Genomic DNA, 18,029 nt, shown 5'->3' with positions numbered 1-18,029 from the left:
ACATTATCTTTAATGACCGCCTAAAGCGCGGTATAGATCAATCTTTGAGGCTAAATAATCGCGTTTTAACGTTGCGTAATTTAAATTACTTTGTAGCGCTAAGGCTTGAGCGTTAATCACCTCCAAATACGAAGCTTTATCCAATCCAAACATAACTTGTATACTTTCTAAAGATGTATTTAACAGGTCTACCCTTTGTTGTACAACTTGCTCTCTTTCTTGCATTTTATCAATTTTCACTAAGGCATCGTGTACATCTGCATAGCCAACTACTACAGCGTTTTTAAAACTAATAGCTGCTTTTTCACGTTCAATTACCGCAACCTCATAGGCAGTTCTCAGCTTTTTCTTTTGAAAAATAGGTTGAACTAATCCGCCAACCACCGTTCCAAATAAGGAAGCAGGGGTATTGAACCACTGTGAGGTTTCAATAGCATTTAATCCACCTTGTGCAGAAATGGTAAGCCTAGGATACATTTCACCTTGTGCCGCACCTACTTTCGCATTGGCTTTTTTCAACTCCAATTCTGCAATTTGAATATCAGGGCGTTGACTTAAAAATGAAGCTGGTACTCCTGTGTTTAATTCTGTTGAGAACTGAACAGCATTCAACGTTGAAGTGCGTTTTATTTGCTGTGGAAAATGATTCAACAAAACACCTAAAGCACTTTCCTGTAAAGCGATTTCTTGTTCGATTTGAGGCAGTAATTCTTGTGCCTCTAGCCATTGGGCTTCAGCTTGTTGAACAGCTACAATTGATTCATTTCCTACTTCGTACATTTTTTGCGTTACGGCATAGGTATTCTCGCGCAAGGTCAATCCCTCTTCTGCAATTCTCAATTGTTCGTCCAACATCAACAAATTGATATAAGCCGTAGCTACCTCTGCTACTAATCGATTTTGAATGGCGCGTTTTACTTCTTGTGTTTGTAAATACGAAGCTAAAGCTGCTTCTTTTTCGCGTCTTATTTTTCCCCAAACATCCAATTCCCAAGACAAATCTAAATGAGCGGTATAATCCTTATTTGTGCGAGAGGCACCACTTCGTACCACCTCACTGTTTTTGGATAACTCACTATGTGTACCTGCAACTTGCATGGTCAAATCGGGAAGTAGAGCCATCTTTGACTGTTTAAACAGTAAATTCGCTTGATCGATATTCTTGATTGCAAGTTGCAAGTCGGTATTTTGTTCCAAAGCAACTTGTATGTAAGAAGCTAACTCATCATGAGCAAAAAAACCTTGCCACGACAATTCGGCCAACGTATTTTCAGTAGAGTTGCCTTGCGTTCCAGCATAAAACTGATCTGGCGTTTCTAGAGAAGGTCGCTCATAATCTTTTCCGACTTTACAAGCCGTAAAAGCAAGAGCAACGGGTATTATATATAGATATTTTTTCATTTCTACTTTATTTTTAAATAGCTGAGTTTGTTTCAACAGCAGCTGGTGCTCCCGAAATTTTCTCTTGTAAGTATTGAAAGAACACGTACAAAATTGGAATAACAAAAACGCCTAATACCACACCAAAGAACATTCCTCCTGCAGTACCAATACTGATCGAGTGATTTCCTTGTGCTGAAGATCCTTGAACGAACATCAAAGGCACTAAACCTGCGACAAAAGCAAAGGAAGTCATCAAAATTGGACGCAAGCGCAAGCGCGAAGCTTCTAGAGCGGCTTCGACAATAGACAATCCCGCATTTCGTCGTTGTACGGCAAATTCTACAATCAAAATGGCATTTTTAGCCAACAATCCGACGAGCATAATGAGCCCCACTTGTACGTAAATATTATTGGCGATTCCCACGGATCCAATAGCGATGAACACCCCTATAATTCCTACAGGGAGAGAGAACAACACAACTAATGGCAGAATGTAGCTCTCGTACTGTGCTGCCAAGATGAAGTATACAAAGAGAATAGACAATCCAAAAATGAAAATCATTTGATTACCCGATTGCTTTTCTTCTTTACTCAGTCCCAGCCATTCAATACCATATCCTGTTGGTAATTTCTCTGCAGCTATTTGCTCTACTTTTGCCATAGCATCCCCTGTACTTACCCCTGGGCTAATAATTCCATTTACCGTAATGGAATTAAAAAGGTTATGACGACTGATTGCTTGTGGTCCGTATACTTTTTCCAATTTAGCCATCGAGCTAATCGGTATCATTTCTCCAGAATTTGTATTGACGTAAAGTGTTTTGAAAGAATCTTCATTGGCTCTAAAAGGAGCGTCACCTTGTACGAATACTTTAAACTGTTTTCCGAATCGATTGAAATCATTTACTTGTGCACTTCCATAAAACAATTGAACGGCAGCCATCATTTCACTAACTTCCACACCGTGCATTTTAGCTTTTACTGGATCTACAATAATTTTGTACATCGGGAAATCCGACTTAAACATGGTAAAAGCTTGTACTACCTCATCTGAAGAACTTAAATCAGCATTGAATTGCGTTACTACATCTGCAAATTCATTAATCGTGCCTCCTTTGCGATCTTGAACGACTAATTCTAATCCGTCAAAATCTCCAAATCCCGGTACTGTAGGGTTGGCAAACACGAAGAAATCTCCTTCTTTAATGGACGATAATTGACCATTAATCTCCGCTAATATTTCATTAATATCGGTTACTTCCCCACGTTCAGCACGATCTTTAAAAGCGATGAATCCCATTCCATAAGCAGGACTGGCAGCATTTCCTAAAATATTAAATCCCGAAATCGTCGTTACGGATTTTATAGCGGGATGGTTACGCATGATTTCATCACCTTCTTTCAATACTTTAGTTGTACGATCAATAGAAGATCCTGGAGGCAGAGACAAAGCAAACATAGCGAAACCTTGATCTTCATTTGGAATAAACCCTTTAGGTGTTACATTCATTAAGATAATCATTCCTACAATAGAGCCCAAAATAAGAGAAGCGCCTAATACTTTGCGTTTGAGTAAGAATTTAATTCCCCCAACATAACGATCAGTCAACGCATTAAATCCGCTGTTAAAGCTTGAGAAGAAACGCTTTAAAAAACCTTTTTTACTTGTTTCTCCATGTTCCTCTGTATAGTGATTTTTAAGCAATAATGCACATAGCGCTGGACTTAATGTCAAGGCATTTACGGCAGAAATCAAAATGGCAATCGCCAAGGTAAAGGCAAACTGTTGATAGAATACTCCTACTGGTCCGGTCATGAATCCGACAGGTAAAAATACAGCTGACATAACCAAGGTAATCGAAATAATAGCACCGGTAATTTCGCTCATTGCTTTAGAAGTTGCCTCTTTCGCATTAAGTCCGTCAATCATCATCGTGGCGTGAACGGCTTCAACTACTACAATGGCATCGTCGACGACAATTCCAATCGCGAGAACCAACGCAAAGAGTGTCAACATATTAATAGAGAACCCAAGCATATTCAAAAAGAAGAACGTCCCTACCAATGAAACAGGAACTGCAATAGCGGGAATTAGCGTTGATCTAAAATCTTGTAAGAATAAATACACAATCAAGAACACCAAAAGGAATGCTTCGATTAATGTTGTTTTCACTTGATTAATCGATTCATCTAGCTGGGTTTTACTTGCGAAGGTTACGTTGTAATTTAATCCTTTAGGCAATTGAGGTTTTAGCTCCTCTAATACTCCGTAAATTTGTGTTTGAATCTCATTCGCATTCGAGCCATTCGTTTGGAAAACAGCCATAGATACAGCTTCTTTACCATTTACTTTATTTTCCTCATCATAGGCTACTGCACCAAATTCAATACGAGCAATATCTTTTAAATACAGTACATTTCCGTTGTTATCTGCTTGTACAACAATTTGTTCAAACTGTTCTGGGGTATTGTATTTTCCGGGATAAGTAAGCGTATATTGCACTGCACCACCGGCATTTTGGCCTAAGTTACCTGCAGCTACTTCTAAACTTTGACTTTGAATAGCGCGTTCAACATCAGAAGGTGTTAATCCGCGATTCGCTAATTTATGTGGATCCAACCATACACGCATAGCATAATCTTTCTCTCCAAAGAGTTGTACGTTTCCGACACCTTTGATTCGCTTTAATGCGCGTACTAGATTAATTCTCGCATAGTTTTGAACAAACGTTTCGTCATATAGCGCCGCATCATCACTGATTAAATCAATAACCATGATCATTCCTCGTTGTTCTTTTTGGGTATTAATTCCCGCGCGAATTACTTCTTCTGGTAAAATTCCCTGTACTTGAGCTACCCTATTTTGGACGTTAACCGCTGCTTGATCCGGATCAGTTCCCAATTCAAAGAATACCGTGATAAGAGCTGTACCATCATTACTAGCTGTAGATTCGATATGTGTCATTCGCTCTACCCCATTAATAACTTCTTCAAGTGGAGTAACAACTGATTTTAATACCGTTTCTGCATTTCCTCCAGGGTAAGAAGCGTGCACCGCTACACTCGGTGGTGCAATATCGGGGAACTGTTGGATGGGCAATTCTTTAAGTCCAACAAGACCTAAAATTACCAAAATAACAGAGATCACGGTAGCCAATACTGGCCTGTGAATTATTTTTTTTAGCATGAATTTACTGAGTTAAATTGAATCTTTGTTGTTTGTTTTTCGGAGGTGATTGACGTTACAAAACGGACGGCTCACGCGTTGTTTGCCCCTCCTTTTTTAACGCACTAATTTGTTGACTTTCATTTGTTTCTAATGGTTTAACCACATCACCATCAACAATTTTATCCAATCCTGTTGTAATAATGATATCTCCACTATCAACTCCACCTTGCACAAAGTAGGTTTGTAAGTTTTTGCCGACCACTTGCAACTGTCGTTGTTCTACTTGATTATCTTTACCCAAAACATAAGCAAAAACTTTATCTTGTAGATCTAGCGTTGCAGCAATTGGAATTTGCACTACATCTTTTTTCTTAGCGATCAAACGAACAATTCCCGTTCCGCCATTTCGCAATAGTTTATCTGGATTATCAAAAACAGCACGAACACTCAATGCATTGGTTGCTTTGTCAAATTCACCATTAATCATATCTACTTTCCCCACGATTGGATATAGATCTCCATTACTCAATTGCAATTGAATATCCATAGGAAGAACATTTGTTTCTCCATTACTTCCCTTAACAAGATCAAAATAATCTGCTTCTGTAACGGAAAAATAAGCATAAATTTGAGTAATGTCAGACATTGTAGTCAACGGTTCTGCTTCACCAGCAGTAACTAAGTTTCCGACAAGTTTGGGAATTCTACCTAAGAATCCATCCACTGGTGCAGTAACGGTACAATAGCCTAAATTTAACTGAGCTTCTGCGACTGCTGCTTTTGCTTGAGCCACCATTGCTTTTGCGCTGTCTAATGCTGCAGTAGCTGTTTGCAATTGAATAGGCGATACAAACTTATTTTCAACTAGTGATTTTACCTTTTCTAGTTCCAATTGAGCATCTACTAAAGCGGCTTGAGCGGCCTTTAGTGTAGCTTCTGCATTTTGCAATTTAATTTGATACGGTTGACGATCAATTAAAAACAGGGCTTGTCCTTTTTTGACATAACTTCCCTCTTTGACTAGTATTTGATCAATATAACCTGTCGCTTGTGCTCTTACTTCAACGTTAACCTTTCCTTGTAAAGCTGCGGTATATTGATGTGTCACTTCAGCATCTCCTCGTTCCACACGTTCTGTTTTCACTTCTATTTGTCCCGCTATTTGCGCTGCATCACTCGAGTTTTTTTTACAACTCACTGCAGTTACTAACACAAGAGCTGTGATTCCTACATAAGCGAATACCCTAAGGTTTCGATAAATTCTATTCATAAAATTTTATATTACGCAACAAAAATGAAAAAAAGGAATTTTCCATCTATTTTTATTGTTGTGAAGCGTAAAAAATGAAGACTGAAGCGTAAAAAACAAATACTAATCTGTATTGATTATATGAAAAAAGCTACCGAAGTAGCTTTAAGAGTTCAACCAATTTTTGAATAAGGGTGCCTTATCTCGGCTGATAATTATTTCGCGTTGAGGGTCTCGAATCAACGTGACCTTTAATTTTCCGTTATAGTAATTTTGAATATTGTGAATGCTGTCAATCTCTACGATATGTTGCCTATTTGCGCGAAAGAAGAAAGCGGGATTTAACTCTTCCTCTACTTCTTCCATTGTTTGACTAACGATCATTTCGCTTCTGTCTTTTAACACGAGATGTGTAATTTTTAATTCGGAATAAATGAAGTCAATTTCCTCTACTTTTACCGCTCTAAAACCGTCTTTATATGGAATAAGAAAACGGGAACGATAAACTACTTCTCTTTTGTTTAGACTACCTAAAATGTGCTGAATTGAATCATTAAGTCCCGTTGCACTAAGGTTTTTGTACTTGGTTAAAGCGTGAATGAGATCTTCCTCTTGAACAGGTTTCATGATATAATCGATGCTATTGACTTTAAATGCTTTCAATGCATATTCATCATAAGAAGTAGTAAATACGACAGGAACATTGATATGAACTTGTTCAAAAATTTCAAAACACAAGCCATCTTCGAGGCGAATATCCATAAATATTAAATCAGGTGCTGCATTGATGCGCAACCAATGAACACTGGCTTGAATACTTTCTACTACCGCTAGAACCTGAATATTGGGGTCTATTTGAAGCAAAAGACGCATCAATTTATTTGCGTTTCTCTCTTCATCTTCAACAATTAAAACCTTCATACCACTTCTTTTTTTAATTTGTAAAACTTTTTTCTCTAACCGTTAATAAAGGTAACTTCACAAGAAACGATGTTTCATTACTCGTGATTTGAACGTCCAACTTACTCAATAATCGATAGCGATCGATAATATTTGCTAAACCCACTTTTGCTGAAGGCAATTGAACCATTAATTTTTGCAGGTTATTGCGCACTACAACATATTGATCCACTACTTCTATATGGATCGTCAACGGATGTTCTTTAGAGGCTGTGTTGTGTTTCACCGCATTCTCAACAAGTAGTTGTATAGCGATTGGTGCCACGGCATGCGTATTTTGAACAGATTCGTCAATGTTAATAACCATATTAACTTTGCGCCCCATACGTTCTTTTATCAAATAGAAGTAAGACTCAACAAAGCTAATTTCTTCTTTTAAACTAATTGTATTTTTTCTAACATTGGAAAGCATATAGCGGTAGACCAAAGCTAAGTTATCGATAAACTTAACTGCTACTTGCTGATCCTCAATAACTAATTCAGACAATGTGCTAAAGTTATTAAATAAAAAATGAGGATCTAACTGCATTTTAAGCGTTTCTAATTCCGCTTGACTTGCAATGCGTTCAAATTGTTCGGCTTTTAGTTTTAATTCAGCTGCATCCATCATCGAATTTTTCCAGTTTTTAATTAAAAAGTACCCCGTGTGGATGACACTGATAAAAATTCCTGTATTAATACTGATCAACAAGGATTGCCAAATGTCAATTTTAGCTTCTAAATCAAGTATTTCACCTGGTTCATAGGGAATCCAAACCAAGTAGATAATGTTTACTAAACAGTAGATGCTAAAGATACACAAGATCAACAATAACAGTTGCACAATAACGCGCCAAGCGGCATATTTTGTCCACGGTAATATGGTGTTCAACGCATGGCTCAATCTCAAGCTCACTTCACTAATAAGGGTACAATACACCAATACCATGATTCCCGATTGCCAAAGTTCCGGCTCATCAATGGTCGAATACCATTCAGGATCATACGGATTGAGCAAAAAGTGCGAAAACAGGTATAAGATAAAAACCGCTGGAATTACAACAAGTCGATAATGCTTGGTAAACAGCGATTGGTCTGTATTGTTTTTTCTCAGGTTTCTTTCCATTATTTTATCAAAAGTAAACAGATTTAGGCCGAACTGTTGAGATTATTTACTCAACAGGAATAATTATGTGTTGAATCGTACAAATGTACTACTGTATCTTGAAATCCCCCTCAAAGGAAGTGATTTACCACAAAAAAGCAAAAAAAAAGCTAGCTTTAGAAGCTAGCTTTTTAATTTTTTAATCTTCGTACATCTAAAAGTTATACTCTTTTCGACCTATTTCTTTAACGACAATCGTTTTTGCTACACTATCATGTAGGGTTTGTTTCTTACTATTACCAAAATATAAGAAGTATCCAATACAGAAAATTAAACTTGAAACAATAGACATAAAAAAACGTCCTGTTGCTTGTCCAAAATCAATCGTATTTCCTTCATCACTTAGACACTTAATATTCATCACACGCTGTCCTACCGTTGCTTGATCAGCACTTGAATGTAGTATAGCATAGTACAACCAAGGTCCTATAATAGGTAAAAAACTTAAAAACAAACAAATTAATCGATCTAATAATAATCCTACAAATCGATCACCAAAATCAGCATAGCGGTAATAGATTTCTCCTTGTGGTGTATAAAGTGTCACATGCATTTGATCCGCATGATACACAATATTGCCAATTCGTTCTTCTGGTATTGACGAAACCGATTTATTCTGTAAGGTAACGATTGGATATTGAAACAAATCACTTAACTCTTCAATGTTTTTTGCTTCAGTCCAATCTGGTAATCCTTCATACCAAACTAACGTATCAGGTGTAATCACAAATCCAACTAATTCTTCCTTAGTATAAGGACCATACTTCTGATCGTTTCTAACAATAAAAAATTTTCTTTCCATGTATTTTGTATTTTTAATACAAACTTACGAAAGCATTCGTTATCTCTTTTGCTTTTTTCAATTATCGATCGAAAGTAACTAATTCGATTACTTTTAAATCGTCATGTCCTAGTACATCTAAAATTAAGGAATTGCCTTTTAACTCTCTAACCTTAAATTTAAAATCCTGTCCAAACAGGGCACTTGAAACCGTAACAACCTCATTGTTTAAGGTCCACGTTCCTCGATCTTCTTTTAAACTATACTTATCTATAGCTGTAAAAATCTTATCCTTCAAAGAAATATGTACAGAAGATACTTGATAAGCAAACTTAGTTGCTCCTTTACAATCTTCTGTGAATTCAAACTGAGCAACAATCCAATCTTTTTCTAGATTATTTGCTTTTACTGATTTAATCGATTTTTGTTCGATTTCATTTCCACCTTCATCATTACTGCAACTCACCACTAACGATCCAATACTGACTGACACGATGACAGCCAACATCCATTTAAAAACTTTTTTCATAACATAGTCTATTAAGGGGTTAAACAATAGTTATATTTTAATTTTTGTTTTAAACTAGTTTTTATACATCGTATCTAATTTACTAAAAAATACTTAACAAATAAATTTTTTACTAATTTTTACAATATAAATCACATTTTAACCTAATTAGGTAAAAAACATAAAAAATAACGGTTAAAACAATCAACTAAATTCCAAAAGACGTCTTTATTTCTTACTTTGTTGAGACAAAAGTATTTGATAATTAATCGGGTAAAAATGACAAATATCATCAGTATTGACAATACTTTGCCGATATTTAGAGTGCACGAATACGGTAGAATCACAGCAGACTTAAAATCAAACAATTATCCCAACACTATTTAAAACACTCCTAAATATTAACCATATATTAACAAAATGTATCTTTATAAATTCTTTTTTCTTCACAGGCAAACGCGTTAAACATTTCATTACATAAGGTCAATCCATGTAAAATAAATGTAAACGAACGAAAGTAAATCACCTGTTTCTTTACTAAAAAAGCACAAAATGAGATTTTCATAAAAAAAAAGACCGTATTAAAAATAAATACGGTCTTTTTTAAAATTTAGCGGATATACTTTTTTCTACTACTTTTTTTCACTGGAAAACATCGGTTTTAGACCTAAATTTTCAAATAATTGACGATCCTGACTCAATGCTGGATTGGGAGTAACGAGCAACGTTTGTTCTTCCCCAGCAAAAATTGAATTAGCTCCAGCCAAAAAACACCAACCTTGTTCTGCTTCGCTCATTTCCATACGACCAGCACTCAATCGAACCATAGTAGTCGGCATTAGAATACGGGCAGTGGCAATCATACGAATCATTTCCCAACTATCCGTTTTAGGCATGTCTTCTAGCGGCGTCCCTTTTACGCGTGCTAAAGCGTTAATTGGCACTGATTCTGGGTGTTTTTCCATTGTACATAAAGTGTGTAACATGGAGATTCTATCTTGGTTCGTCTCTCCCAATCCTATAATTCCTCCTGAACATACCGTAATGCCCGCTTTGCGCACTGCCTTGATCGTGTTCAACCGTTGCTCATACGTTCTTGTGGAGATAATATCTTTATAGTGAGACTCTGAGGTATCTAAATTGTGATTATAAGCATATAACCCTGCTTCTTGTAAACGTTTGGCTTGATCTTCTGTCAACATACCTAAAGTACAACAAACCTCCATATCTAAGGCATTAACTCCCTCTACCATGGCAATAACCTTATCAAAGTCGCGGTTATCTCGAACTTCTCTCCAAGCAGCTGCCATACAAAAACGTGAAGACCCATTGGCTTTGGCTTTCTTAGCGTGATCTAATACCGTCTCTAAAGGCAGCAAACGCTGTACTTTAATATCGGTATGGTAACGAGCCGCTTGACCACAATAGGAACAATCTTCAGGACAGCCCCCTGTTTTAATAGACAACAGAGTGCTGACTTGTACTTCCAGAGGATTGTGATATTGTCTGTGTATGGTAGCTGCTTGATACACCAACTCCATTAAAGGCAAATCATATAAGGATTGAATCTCTTCTTTCGTCCAATCATTGCGAATAACCGCTTTACTATCGATCATTTTCATTGTGTTTTATTAGTTAATCGCCAAAAATATTGTACACAGAAATGCCAATCGGCATCCGGTTTAAAGAAAGAAGCTAGACCGGTTGTGAGGAGTTGGTTATAAGGAGTTGGTATATAAACAAAAAAAAAGTCCTTATAAAAGGACTTTTTTTTTAATCTAACCACACTTTTTTTATTTTCAAATTTATCATTTGAAAAACAACACATCGCTATATGTTTTTACATATAACGCAACACGATATTTTATACGTAAAAAAAACAGAAGATTTTTTATCACTTACACACATTTCTTCTGTTTTTATTTAAGTTGTATTTTTGCTATCTTGTTTTTGCGTTCCATTTGTTTAAATCTATCTTAACGCAACACAACGCTAAGATTTAATTCTTTACATTTGAACAAAACAAAATTCCACATTAATTTCAACCTTTAATAGGACATTTGTCCTTCCAATGATAAATATATGTTAAGAATAAATCTTGATTTTTTATCTTATATCGAATCCATTGCGCATAAAGACATTATTGCAGATAAAATTCAACTGATTCAATATAATCCTAAAGACATTTTACTAACTCAAGGAGAACAGATCACGAAGATCATCGTTATTCGAGAGGGAATAACGAAGTGTTTTATTACAGAGGAAAATGGGAAGGAGTATATTCCAGAATTCTTAAGTAGAGGAGAAATCATGGGAGAAATAGAATATTTGGGTAAAATGCCTTGTTTGTGCTCGGTAGAAGCTTTATCCTATGTGGAAGCCTATGTAATTCCGTTGTCTATCTTTGATCACCTACTCAAAACAGACATTACCTTCAATAATGTGTTATTATCCGTAGAAGCCTTACGTGTTTATCACACAAGTGAACGGGCTTCATTTCAACAATTATATACCGTTGAACACGCTTTAGAAAAACTATTACACTTACAAGAGAAAAATCAGGTGGATATCTCCAAAGAAGATATGGCTTCCTACTTGGGAATTACAACGCGAACACTTAATCGCGCGCTCAAGAAAATCAATGGTGAAGAGTAATAGTTAATCAATCCGTTAGAAGTTGAATCCGACAGATAGCTTCAGGTATTGTGCGTTTTCAAAGTAACTTTTATACTGAGGAGCTGTTTTTACATTATACTTATTCCAGTGGTAATGTAAACCAACAACAGCTCGAAATCGCTTTGTAAGATTATATTGATAATCTGTTCCTATCAAAAACCCTGTACCCGACATAGATTCAACCTCAATTGCATATCCACTAGATCTGAAAGAGACATCGTAAATACCTATCTCAGGCTTAAAGGTGCTCTTTTCCGTTACATCCATCTGATAAAAAACGGAAGCCCCTCCTTTTGTTTCTTGAGAAGCATTAACTTCACCTATCATTTGAGTGTCGTCCACTTTTAACCTAGTGAATCCCGCAAATAAAGTTAATCCTACATTTTTATACTTAGCAATACCGAGTTTAATATCAGCCCCCATATTGTGTAAACGGTGAGAATCAGCGATCATATTATCGCCAAAATAAAATGAATTCCCGAAAGAAATACCAGTATTGCGAAACCAAATAACCTTATCCTGAGCCTCCTTTTCTTGTCCGTAAACAGGAAAACTTAACATTGTTATTCCACTAATTAAAACAATAAACCTACTTATATTATTTTTTATCATCTTTTATTTTTAGCAATATCGATTACACCTAAGTCAATTAATTCACGAGCACTTGTACGCTTACCATCTACTATTTTTGTGCTATAATTTTTTACATCTAACCAAAAATCATAGTTTCCTCTGGGAAAACTCACCATAAAAAACCCATTTTTATCGGTATAAGTTGTATTAACAAGTGGAGAGTTACTTGAATACGTATCAATCGTGACTAATTCGTCTTGTAGTGGTTCTCCATCTACTAAAAATGTTCCCTTCACCACATAGCGTTCTGATCCATCAAAATAGAGCGTTTCACAGGAAGAAAAACCAAGGAGAAGAATAAAAAGAAGAAGTATTTTTCCTTTCACAGCTTAATATTTAAGTTAAATTTAAGCTAAAATAATAAAAAAGGCGAATCAATAAAATTAATTCGCCTTTTCTTTTTAATAATTAAATATAAACTATTTCATAAATTGACTAATATCAACTTGTAATCCTTTCGCAATGCGCATTCCTAAATCTGCATCGGCTCTAAACCAGTGGCACAACTGACGGAAGATAATCTCTTCGCGTTTTGGTCCATCGATACCGCTCATTGCTCCTACAATATTGTTTACGGTATTGGTCTTAGCTTCGTCTGTCATGATTCGATATAAATTTCCGGGTTGTGTAAAGTGATCATCTTCTCCTACTCCGTTTCGATCGTAGTGATCTGCAATCACATGAGCACCTAAATCTAAAGCTGGTTCTTTGTAGCTTTGATCTACTACAATAGAATCAAAACTATTTGGATAGTAGTTAGGTTCACTTCCTCCGTTTCCATCGATACGCATAGCACCGTCTCTTTGGTAGGTATTCGTAGCAAATGGGCAACGGTTTACTGGAATTTGTTCGTAGTTTGCGCCTAAACGGTAGCGTTGTGCATCTGGATAGGATAAAATACGCCCTTGTAACATACGGTCTGGTGAAAACCCAATTCCATCAACAATATGCGTCGGTGCAAAAGCCGCTTGTTCTACATCTTGGAAATAATTTTGAGGATTTTCATTCAACTCTAATACTCCAACATCAATCAACGGATAGTCTTTATGTGGCCATACTTTTGTTACGTCAAACGGATTGACTTTCGCTACTCTACTTTCTGCTTCAGTCATCACTTGGATTCTTAAATTCCATTTCGGGAATTCTCCTTTGGCAATGTGTTCGAATAAATCGCGTTGTGCATAATCCATGTCTGTAGCGCGCATTTGATCTGCTTCTGGACCTGTTAGGTTTTTAATTCCCTGTGCCGTTTTAAAATGAAACTTCACGTATACGCGTTCATTTTCGGCATTAATCATCGAGAAGGTATGACTTCCGTATCCGTTCATATGACGGTATCCGAAAGGTGTACCGCGATCAGACATTAAAATCAAAACCTGATGTAAACTTTCTGGGTTTAACGACCAGAAATCCCACATCATAGTCGCTGATTTTAAGTTCGTCTGTGGGTGTCTTTTTTGTGTATGAATAAAGTCGCTAAATTTTTTCGCATCTTTAATAAAGAATACTGGTGTGTTATTTCCTACTACATCCCAGTTTCCATCTTCCGTATAAAAACGAACTGCAAATCCACGTGGATCACGTTCAGAATCTGCCGAACCTTTTTCTCCACCAACGGTTGAGAAACGCAAGAATACTTTGGTCTGTTTTCCTACTTCGTTAAATAACTTTGCTTTGGTATACTTCGTAATATCGTGGGTTACTGTAAAAGTACCGTATGCCCCAGATCCCTTGGCGTGTACTACGCGTTCTGGAATACGCTCTCTATTGAAATGAGCCATCTTTTCATGCAAGATGTAATCTTGCAATAATACTGGACCTCTTTCACCAGCAGTCATTGAATTTTCATGTTCTACATAAGGTCTTCCTGAGGCCGTTGTTAGTTTTTTGTTTTCCATAGTTATACGCTTTATTTGTTATTTTCTAATCCAAAGATACTAATAACCATATCTTTACAGTTGATAATCTTATACCATTAGGTTATATTAATATAAGAAAAAACTATGATAAATCCAAATTAGATAAAAAAAACTAATACTATGTTGTACGGTGTGCGTTGTTTGTTTGTTTGTTTGTTTGTTTGTTTGTTTGTTTGTTTGTTTGTTTGTTTGTTTGTTTGTTTGTTTGTTTGTTTGTTTGTTCGTCATCTCTTTGAGACAAACAACAAACAGCTATTTAAAAAAAAACACCCTTACTCTAAGAATAAAGGTGTTATATATATCAGTGTTCTCTAGTTATTGGGAAAAATCTTTAAAACTTTAGAACAATTTTCTCTAATTTCAGCAACCATTTCTGGGTGTTCGTTTAGTTTTAACCCATACGAAGGTATCATTTCCTTAAATTTTTCTTGCCATGCAGAGGAATTAAATTCTGTTGGGAAGCAATTTGCTAATAACTTCAACATAATTGCTGTTGCAGTTGAGGCTCCTGGTGAGGCTCCTAATAAAGCTGCAATAGATCCATCAGCTGAGTTAACTACTTCTGTTCCGAACTGCAAGATACCTTTACCATCTTTATCGCGTTTAATTACTTGCACGCGTTGTCCTGCATGTTCGATTTTCCAATCTTCTTCTTTTGCATCTGGAAAATACTCTCTTAATGATTCGTATCTTGATTTATCCGATTGCAATACTTGTCCGATTAGGTATTTTGTCAAATCTAAATTTCTCATACCCGCACCAAGCATGGGTCCGATGTTGTTTAATTCTAACGATTTAAACAAGTCAAGATTTGAACCTCTTTTCAAGAATTTCGTTGAGAATCCGGCATAAGGGCCAAACAACAACGAGTGTTTACCATCGATAAAACGCGTATCTAAGTGAGGTACAGACATAGGAGGTGCACCTACAGATGCTTTTCCATATACTTTAGCCATGTGTTTTTGCACAATTGCAGGGTTACTACAAACTAGCCATTCTCCACCCACAGGGAAACCACCGTATCCTTTGCTTTCAGGGATATCTGCTTTTTGCAACAACAAAATTGCTCCACCACCAGCACCTACGAAAACAAATTTTGCTTTTACTTTTCTCTGTTCACCTGTTTTTTCGTCTTTTGCCGAAACGCTCCATTTATCGCCTTTGCGTTTAATATCCGTTACTTGGTTATTAAAGTGAACATTAACACCATCTTCTGTAGTTAGGTGAGCAAAGATCTCACGCGTCAACTCACCGAAGTTTACGTCTGTTCCGATTGGCATATAGGTAGCTGCATATACGTCATCGAGTTTTCTTTCTTCCATCAAAAGAGGGGCCCACGTTTTGATTTGGTCCACTTCTTTTGAAAACTCCATTCCGTGAAACAACGGATATTTTTGAAGTTCGTTATATCTTTTTTCCAAGAAACTTACGTTGTCTTTTCCCCAAACGAAACTCATATGAGGAACGGAGTTGATAAATTTTCTAGGATCTTTTAAGACATTTTTATTTACCAAGTATGACCAGAACTGCCTTGATACTTCAAATTGTTCTACAATGCTAATTGCTTTTGTAGCGTCAACACTACCATCAGCTTTTTCTGGTGTATAGTTTAATTCACAAAATGCAGAGTGTCCTGTACCCGCATTATTCATTGCGTCTGAACTCTCAGCTGCAGCGCGATCTAAACGCTCTAAGATCTCAATTTTTAGGTTCGGATTCAATTCTTTTAGTAAGATACCAAGAGTAGCACTCATGATTCCAGCTCCTACCAAAACAACGTCAACCTCAGATTTTTGTATACTTGACATTATATCGAATATTTATTTATGTGCAAAATTAATTTTTATCTACAGGAAAAAACGTTTTTATATGCTAAATTTTTAAAAAAGAACCAATTAAAACGCATTACGCCCCATATAATCTTGTAAAATTATGGTGGCTGCGATTTCATCGATTAGCGCTTTGTTCTGTCTTTGTTTTTTCTTCAAACCACTATCTATCATGGTTTGAAAGGCCATTTTAGAGGTAAAACGCTCGTCGATCCGTTCTACTGGCATTGTAGGATACGCATTTTTAAATGTATCGATAAATGCATTTAAAATAGGCGTAATTTCCGAAGGTTCATTATTCAACCTTTTGGGCTCTCCTATAATTACTCTATCTACTTTTTCTTTCTGAAAATAATCTTTTAAAAAAGACATCAATTCACCTGTATTGACTGTTGTTAACCCCGAAGCAATAATTTGCAACTCGTCGGTTACGGCAATACCTGTTCTTTTTTGACCAAAATCAATAGCTAATAAACGTCCCATTCTAGTATGTAAATGTCCCGTATGTTGATTGAATTGTTAATTTTTTATCTGCTGAATCTTCTACGCGTCCTACCACTTGTGCTCGTACATTGAACGATTTCGCAATAGCGATAATATCTTCTGCAATTGCAGGGTTTACGTACAATTCCATGCGGTGTCCACAGTTGAAAACCTGATACATTTCTCTCCAATCTGTTTTGGATTGTTCTTGAATCAATTGGAATAACGGTGGTACGTCAAATAAATTGTCTTTAATCATATGCAGATGATCTACAAAGTGTAGGATTTTTGTTTGTGCTCCTCCGCTACAGTGAATCATTCCATGCACTTGATCTGATTTGTATTGATCTAAAATGGCTTTGATGATTGGTGCATAAGTTCTCGTTGGAGATAACACTAGCTTACCAGCGTCGATAGGTGCATTAGCTACAGCATCCGTTAACTTAACTTGACCTGAGTAAACTAATTCTTCAGGTACCGATGCATCATAACTTTCAGGATATTTGGCAGCTAAAGAATGGTCGAACACATCGTGTCTTGCAGAAGTAAGTCCGTTACTCCCCATTCCGCCGTTGTATTGTTTTTCGTACGTTGCTTGTCCGAATGACTCTAATCCGACGATTACATCCCCAGCTTGAATATTTGCATTGTCAATTACATCACTTCGTTTCATTCTAGCCGTAACTGTAGAATCTACGATAATGGTGCGAACTAAATCTCCTACGTCAGCTGTTTCTCCACCTGTGGAGTGAATAGTAACACCGAATGATTTTAGTTCTTGAATTAATTCTTCAGTTCCATTGATAATAGCGGAAATCACCTCTCCAGGAACTAAGTTTTTATTGCGTCCAATTGTGCTAGACAACAAGATATTATCTGTTGCACCCACACATAATAAGTCATCAATATTCATGATTAAGGCATCTTGAGCGATCCCTTTCCAAACAGAAATATCTCCTGTTTCTTTCCAATACATATAAGCTAATGACGATTTTGTTCCTGCTCCATCAGCATGCATGATCAAACAATATTCTTCATCTCCAGTTAGGTGATCGGGAATAATTTTACAAAATGCTTTAGGAAACAATCCTTTATCTATGTTCTTTATTGCATTGTGAACATCTTCTTTCTCAGCAGAAACTCCGCGTAGCGCGTATCTATTACTTGAACTCATAAATAGTGTGTTGTTTGTGCAAATTTAATGCGAATGTTATTGTAAAACAAAGCTTTTTACATTAACATTTTTTTACCTCTTTTTTATTTATTTTTTGAATAATTGAAAAACAAAAAAATCT

Annotated in this window: 15 protein-coding genes; 1 reads left to right on the top strand and 14 read right to left on the bottom strand. The window is 36.3% G+C overall.

From position 1 onward, the window contains the following. Positions 1-9 precede the first annotated feature (9 nt). The 8 genes from H4K33_RS05660 to bioB form a co-directional block, all read right to left on the bottom strand. On the bottom strand, positions 10-1,401 hold the full coding sequence (locus tag H4K33_RS05660; protein WP_182647502.1) for an efflux transporter outer membrane subunit: 1,392 nt from the start codon (positions 1,399-1,401) through the stop codon (positions 10-12). Positions 1,402-1,414: 13 nt separating this feature from the next. Beyond that, positions 1,415-4,570 (bottom strand): efflux RND transporter permease subunit, encoded by a 3,156-nt coding sequence (locus H4K33_RS05655; protein WP_182647501.1) that lies wholly within the window; start codon positions 4,568-4,570, stop codon positions 1,415-1,417. Positions 4,571-4,625: 55 nt separating this feature from the next. Beyond that, positions 4,626-5,822, bottom strand: coding sequence for an efflux RND transporter periplasmic adaptor subunit (locus tag H4K33_RS05650; RefSeq protein ID WP_182647500.1), 1,197 nt, complete (start codon positions 5,820-5,822; stop codon positions 4,626-4,628). 144 nt (positions 5,823-5,966) lie between these two features. Then, a complete protein-coding gene (locus H4K33_RS05645; RefSeq protein ID WP_182647499.1) occupies positions 5,967-6,722 on the bottom strand; it encodes a LytTR family DNA-binding domain-containing protein in 756 nt (251 codons plus the stop codon). A gap of 13 nt (positions 6,723-6,735) precedes the next feature. Beyond that, positions 6,736-7,866, bottom strand: a complete 1,131-nt coding sequence (locus H4K33_RS05640; RefSeq protein ID WP_182647498.1) for a sensor histidine kinase — start codon at positions 7,864-7,866, stop codon at positions 6,736-6,738. 193 nt (positions 7,867-8,059) lie between these two features. Continuing rightward, complete coding sequence (locus H4K33_RS05635; RefSeq protein ID WP_182647497.1) at positions 8,060-8,707, bottom strand: RDD family protein; 648 nt, start codon at positions 8,705-8,707, stop codon at positions 8,060-8,062. A gap of 61 nt (positions 8,708-8,768) precedes the next feature. Next, a complete protein-coding gene (locus H4K33_RS05630) occupies positions 8,769-9,215 on the bottom strand; it encodes a hypothetical protein (RefSeq protein WP_182647496.1) in 447 nt (148 codons plus the stop codon). 611 nt (positions 9,216-9,826) lie between these two features. Beyond that, a complete protein-coding gene (bioB, locus tag H4K33_RS05625) occupies positions 9,827-10,810 on the bottom strand; it encodes a biotin synthase BioB (protein WP_182647495.1) in 984 nt (327 codons plus the stop codon). Between the two features lie 466 nt (positions 10,811-11,276). On the opposite strand from bioB, the gene H4K33_RS05620 reads away from it, so the two are divergent. Then, positions 11,277-11,849: a Crp/Fnr family transcriptional regulator gene (locus H4K33_RS05620; protein ID WP_182647494.1), complete on the top strand. Its 573-nt coding sequence runs from the start codon at positions 11,277-11,279 to the stop codon at positions 11,847-11,849. Between the two features lie 15 nt (positions 11,850-11,864). On the opposite strand, the gene H4K33_RS05615 is transcribed toward H4K33_RS05620, so the two are convergent. The 6 genes from H4K33_RS05615 to H4K33_RS05590 form a co-directional block, all read right to left on the bottom strand. Next, positions 11,865-12,482 carry a hypothetical protein gene (locus tag H4K33_RS05615; protein ID WP_182647493.1) on the bottom strand — a complete coding sequence of 206 codons (618 nt, stop codon included), beginning with the start codon at positions 12,480-12,482 and terminating at the stop codon, positions 11,865-11,867. After that, positions 12,479-12,829 carry a hypothetical protein gene (locus H4K33_RS05610; RefSeq protein WP_182647492.1) on the bottom strand — a complete coding sequence of 117 codons (351 nt, stop codon included), beginning with the start codon at positions 12,827-12,829 and terminating at the stop codon, positions 12,479-12,481. Before H4K33_RS05610 ends, H4K33_RS05615 begins: the two co-directional genes overlap by 4 nt. A 93-nt stretch (positions 12,830-12,922) precedes the next feature. Further along, positions 12,923-14,401, bottom strand: a complete 1,479-nt coding sequence (locus tag H4K33_RS05605; protein ID WP_182647491.1) for a catalase — start codon at positions 14,399-14,401, stop codon at positions 12,923-12,925. A gap of 332 nt (positions 14,402-14,733) precedes the next feature. Then, positions 14,734-16,230 carry a malate:quinone oxidoreductase gene (locus H4K33_RS05600; protein WP_182647490.1) on the bottom strand — a complete coding sequence of 499 codons (1,497 nt, stop codon included), beginning with the start codon at positions 16,228-16,230 and terminating at the stop codon, positions 14,734-14,736. An 87-nt stretch (positions 16,231-16,317) separates the two neighbouring features. Further along, a complete protein-coding gene (gene ruvX, locus H4K33_RS05595) occupies positions 16,318-16,734 on the bottom strand; it encodes a Holliday junction resolvase RuvX (protein ID WP_182647489.1) in 417 nt (138 codons plus the stop codon). A gap of 1 nt (position 16,735) precedes the next feature. After that, positions 16,736-17,908 (bottom strand): AIR synthase related protein, encoded by a 1,173-nt coding sequence (locus H4K33_RS05590; protein ID WP_182647488.1) that lies wholly within the window; start codon positions 17,906-17,908, stop codon positions 16,736-16,738. Positions 17,909-18,029: the final 121 nt, after the last annotated feature.

This window comes from Myroides sp. WP-1 (assembly GCF_014145635.1).
In the GTDB taxonomy this organism is placed as follows: Bacteria; Bacteroidota; Bacteroidia; order Flavobacteriales; family Flavobacteriaceae; genus Flavobacterium.
The sequence above is the reverse complement of the archived record's forward strand: the minus strand, read 5'-3'. Positions and strand labels throughout refer to the sequence as shown.

What these genes read in the sequence shown, in the direction of transcription:
- bioB (WP_182647495.1), bottom strand. Translation starts at nt 10,810, where the DNA reads ATGATCGATAGTAAAGCGGTTATTCGCAATGATTGGACGAAAGAAGAG.
- H4K33_RS05600 (WP_182647490.1), bottom strand. Translation starts at nt 16,230, where the DNA reads ATGTCAAGTATACAAAAATCTGAGGTTGACGTTGTTTTGGTAGGAGCT.
- H4K33_RS05620 (WP_182647494.1), top strand. Translation starts at nt 11,277, where the DNA reads ATGTTAAGAATAAATCTTGATTTTTTATCTTATATCGAATCCATTGCG.
- H4K33_RS05590 (WP_182647488.1), bottom strand. Translation starts at nt 17,908, where the DNA reads ATGAGTTCAAGTAATAGATACGCGCTACGCGGAGTTTCTGCTGAGAAA.
- H4K33_RS05655 (WP_182647501.1), bottom strand. Translation starts at nt 4,570, where the DNA reads ATGCTAAAAAAAATAATTCACAGGCCAGTATTGGCTACCGTGATCTCT.
- H4K33_RS05650 (WP_182647500.1), bottom strand. Translation starts at nt 5,822, where the DNA reads ATGAATAGAATTTATCGAAACCTTAGGGTATTCGCTTATGTAGGAATC.
- H4K33_RS05660 (WP_182647502.1), bottom strand. Translation starts at nt 1,401, where the DNA reads ATGAAAAAATATCTATATATAATACCCGTTGCTCTTGCTTTTACGGCT.
- ruvX (WP_182647489.1), bottom strand. Translation starts at nt 16,734, where the DNA reads ATGGGACGTTTATTAGCTATTGATTTTGGTCAAAAAAGAACAGGTATT.
- H4K33_RS05635 (WP_182647497.1), bottom strand. Translation starts at nt 8,707, where the DNA reads ATGGAAAGAAAATTTTTTATTGTTAGAAACGATCAGAAGTATGGTCCT.
- H4K33_RS05605 (WP_182647491.1), bottom strand. Translation starts at nt 14,401, where the DNA reads ATGGAAAACAAAAAACTAACAACGGCCTCAGGAAGACCTTATGTAGAA.
- H4K33_RS05630 (WP_182647496.1), bottom strand. Translation starts at nt 9,215, where the DNA reads ATGAAAAAAGTTTTTAAATGGATGTTGGCTGTCATCGTGTCAGTCAGT.
- H4K33_RS05640 (WP_182647498.1), bottom strand. Translation starts at nt 7,866, where the DNA reads ATGGAAAGAAACCTGAGAAAAAACAATACAGACCAATCGCTGTTTACC.
- H4K33_RS05645 (WP_182647499.1), bottom strand. Translation starts at nt 6,722, where the DNA reads ATGAAGGTTTTAATTGTTGAAGATGAAGAGAGAAACGCAAATAAATTG.
- H4K33_RS05615 (WP_182647493.1), bottom strand. Translation starts at nt 12,482, where the DNA reads ATGATAAAAAATAATATAAGTAGGTTTATTGTTTTAATTAGTGGAATA.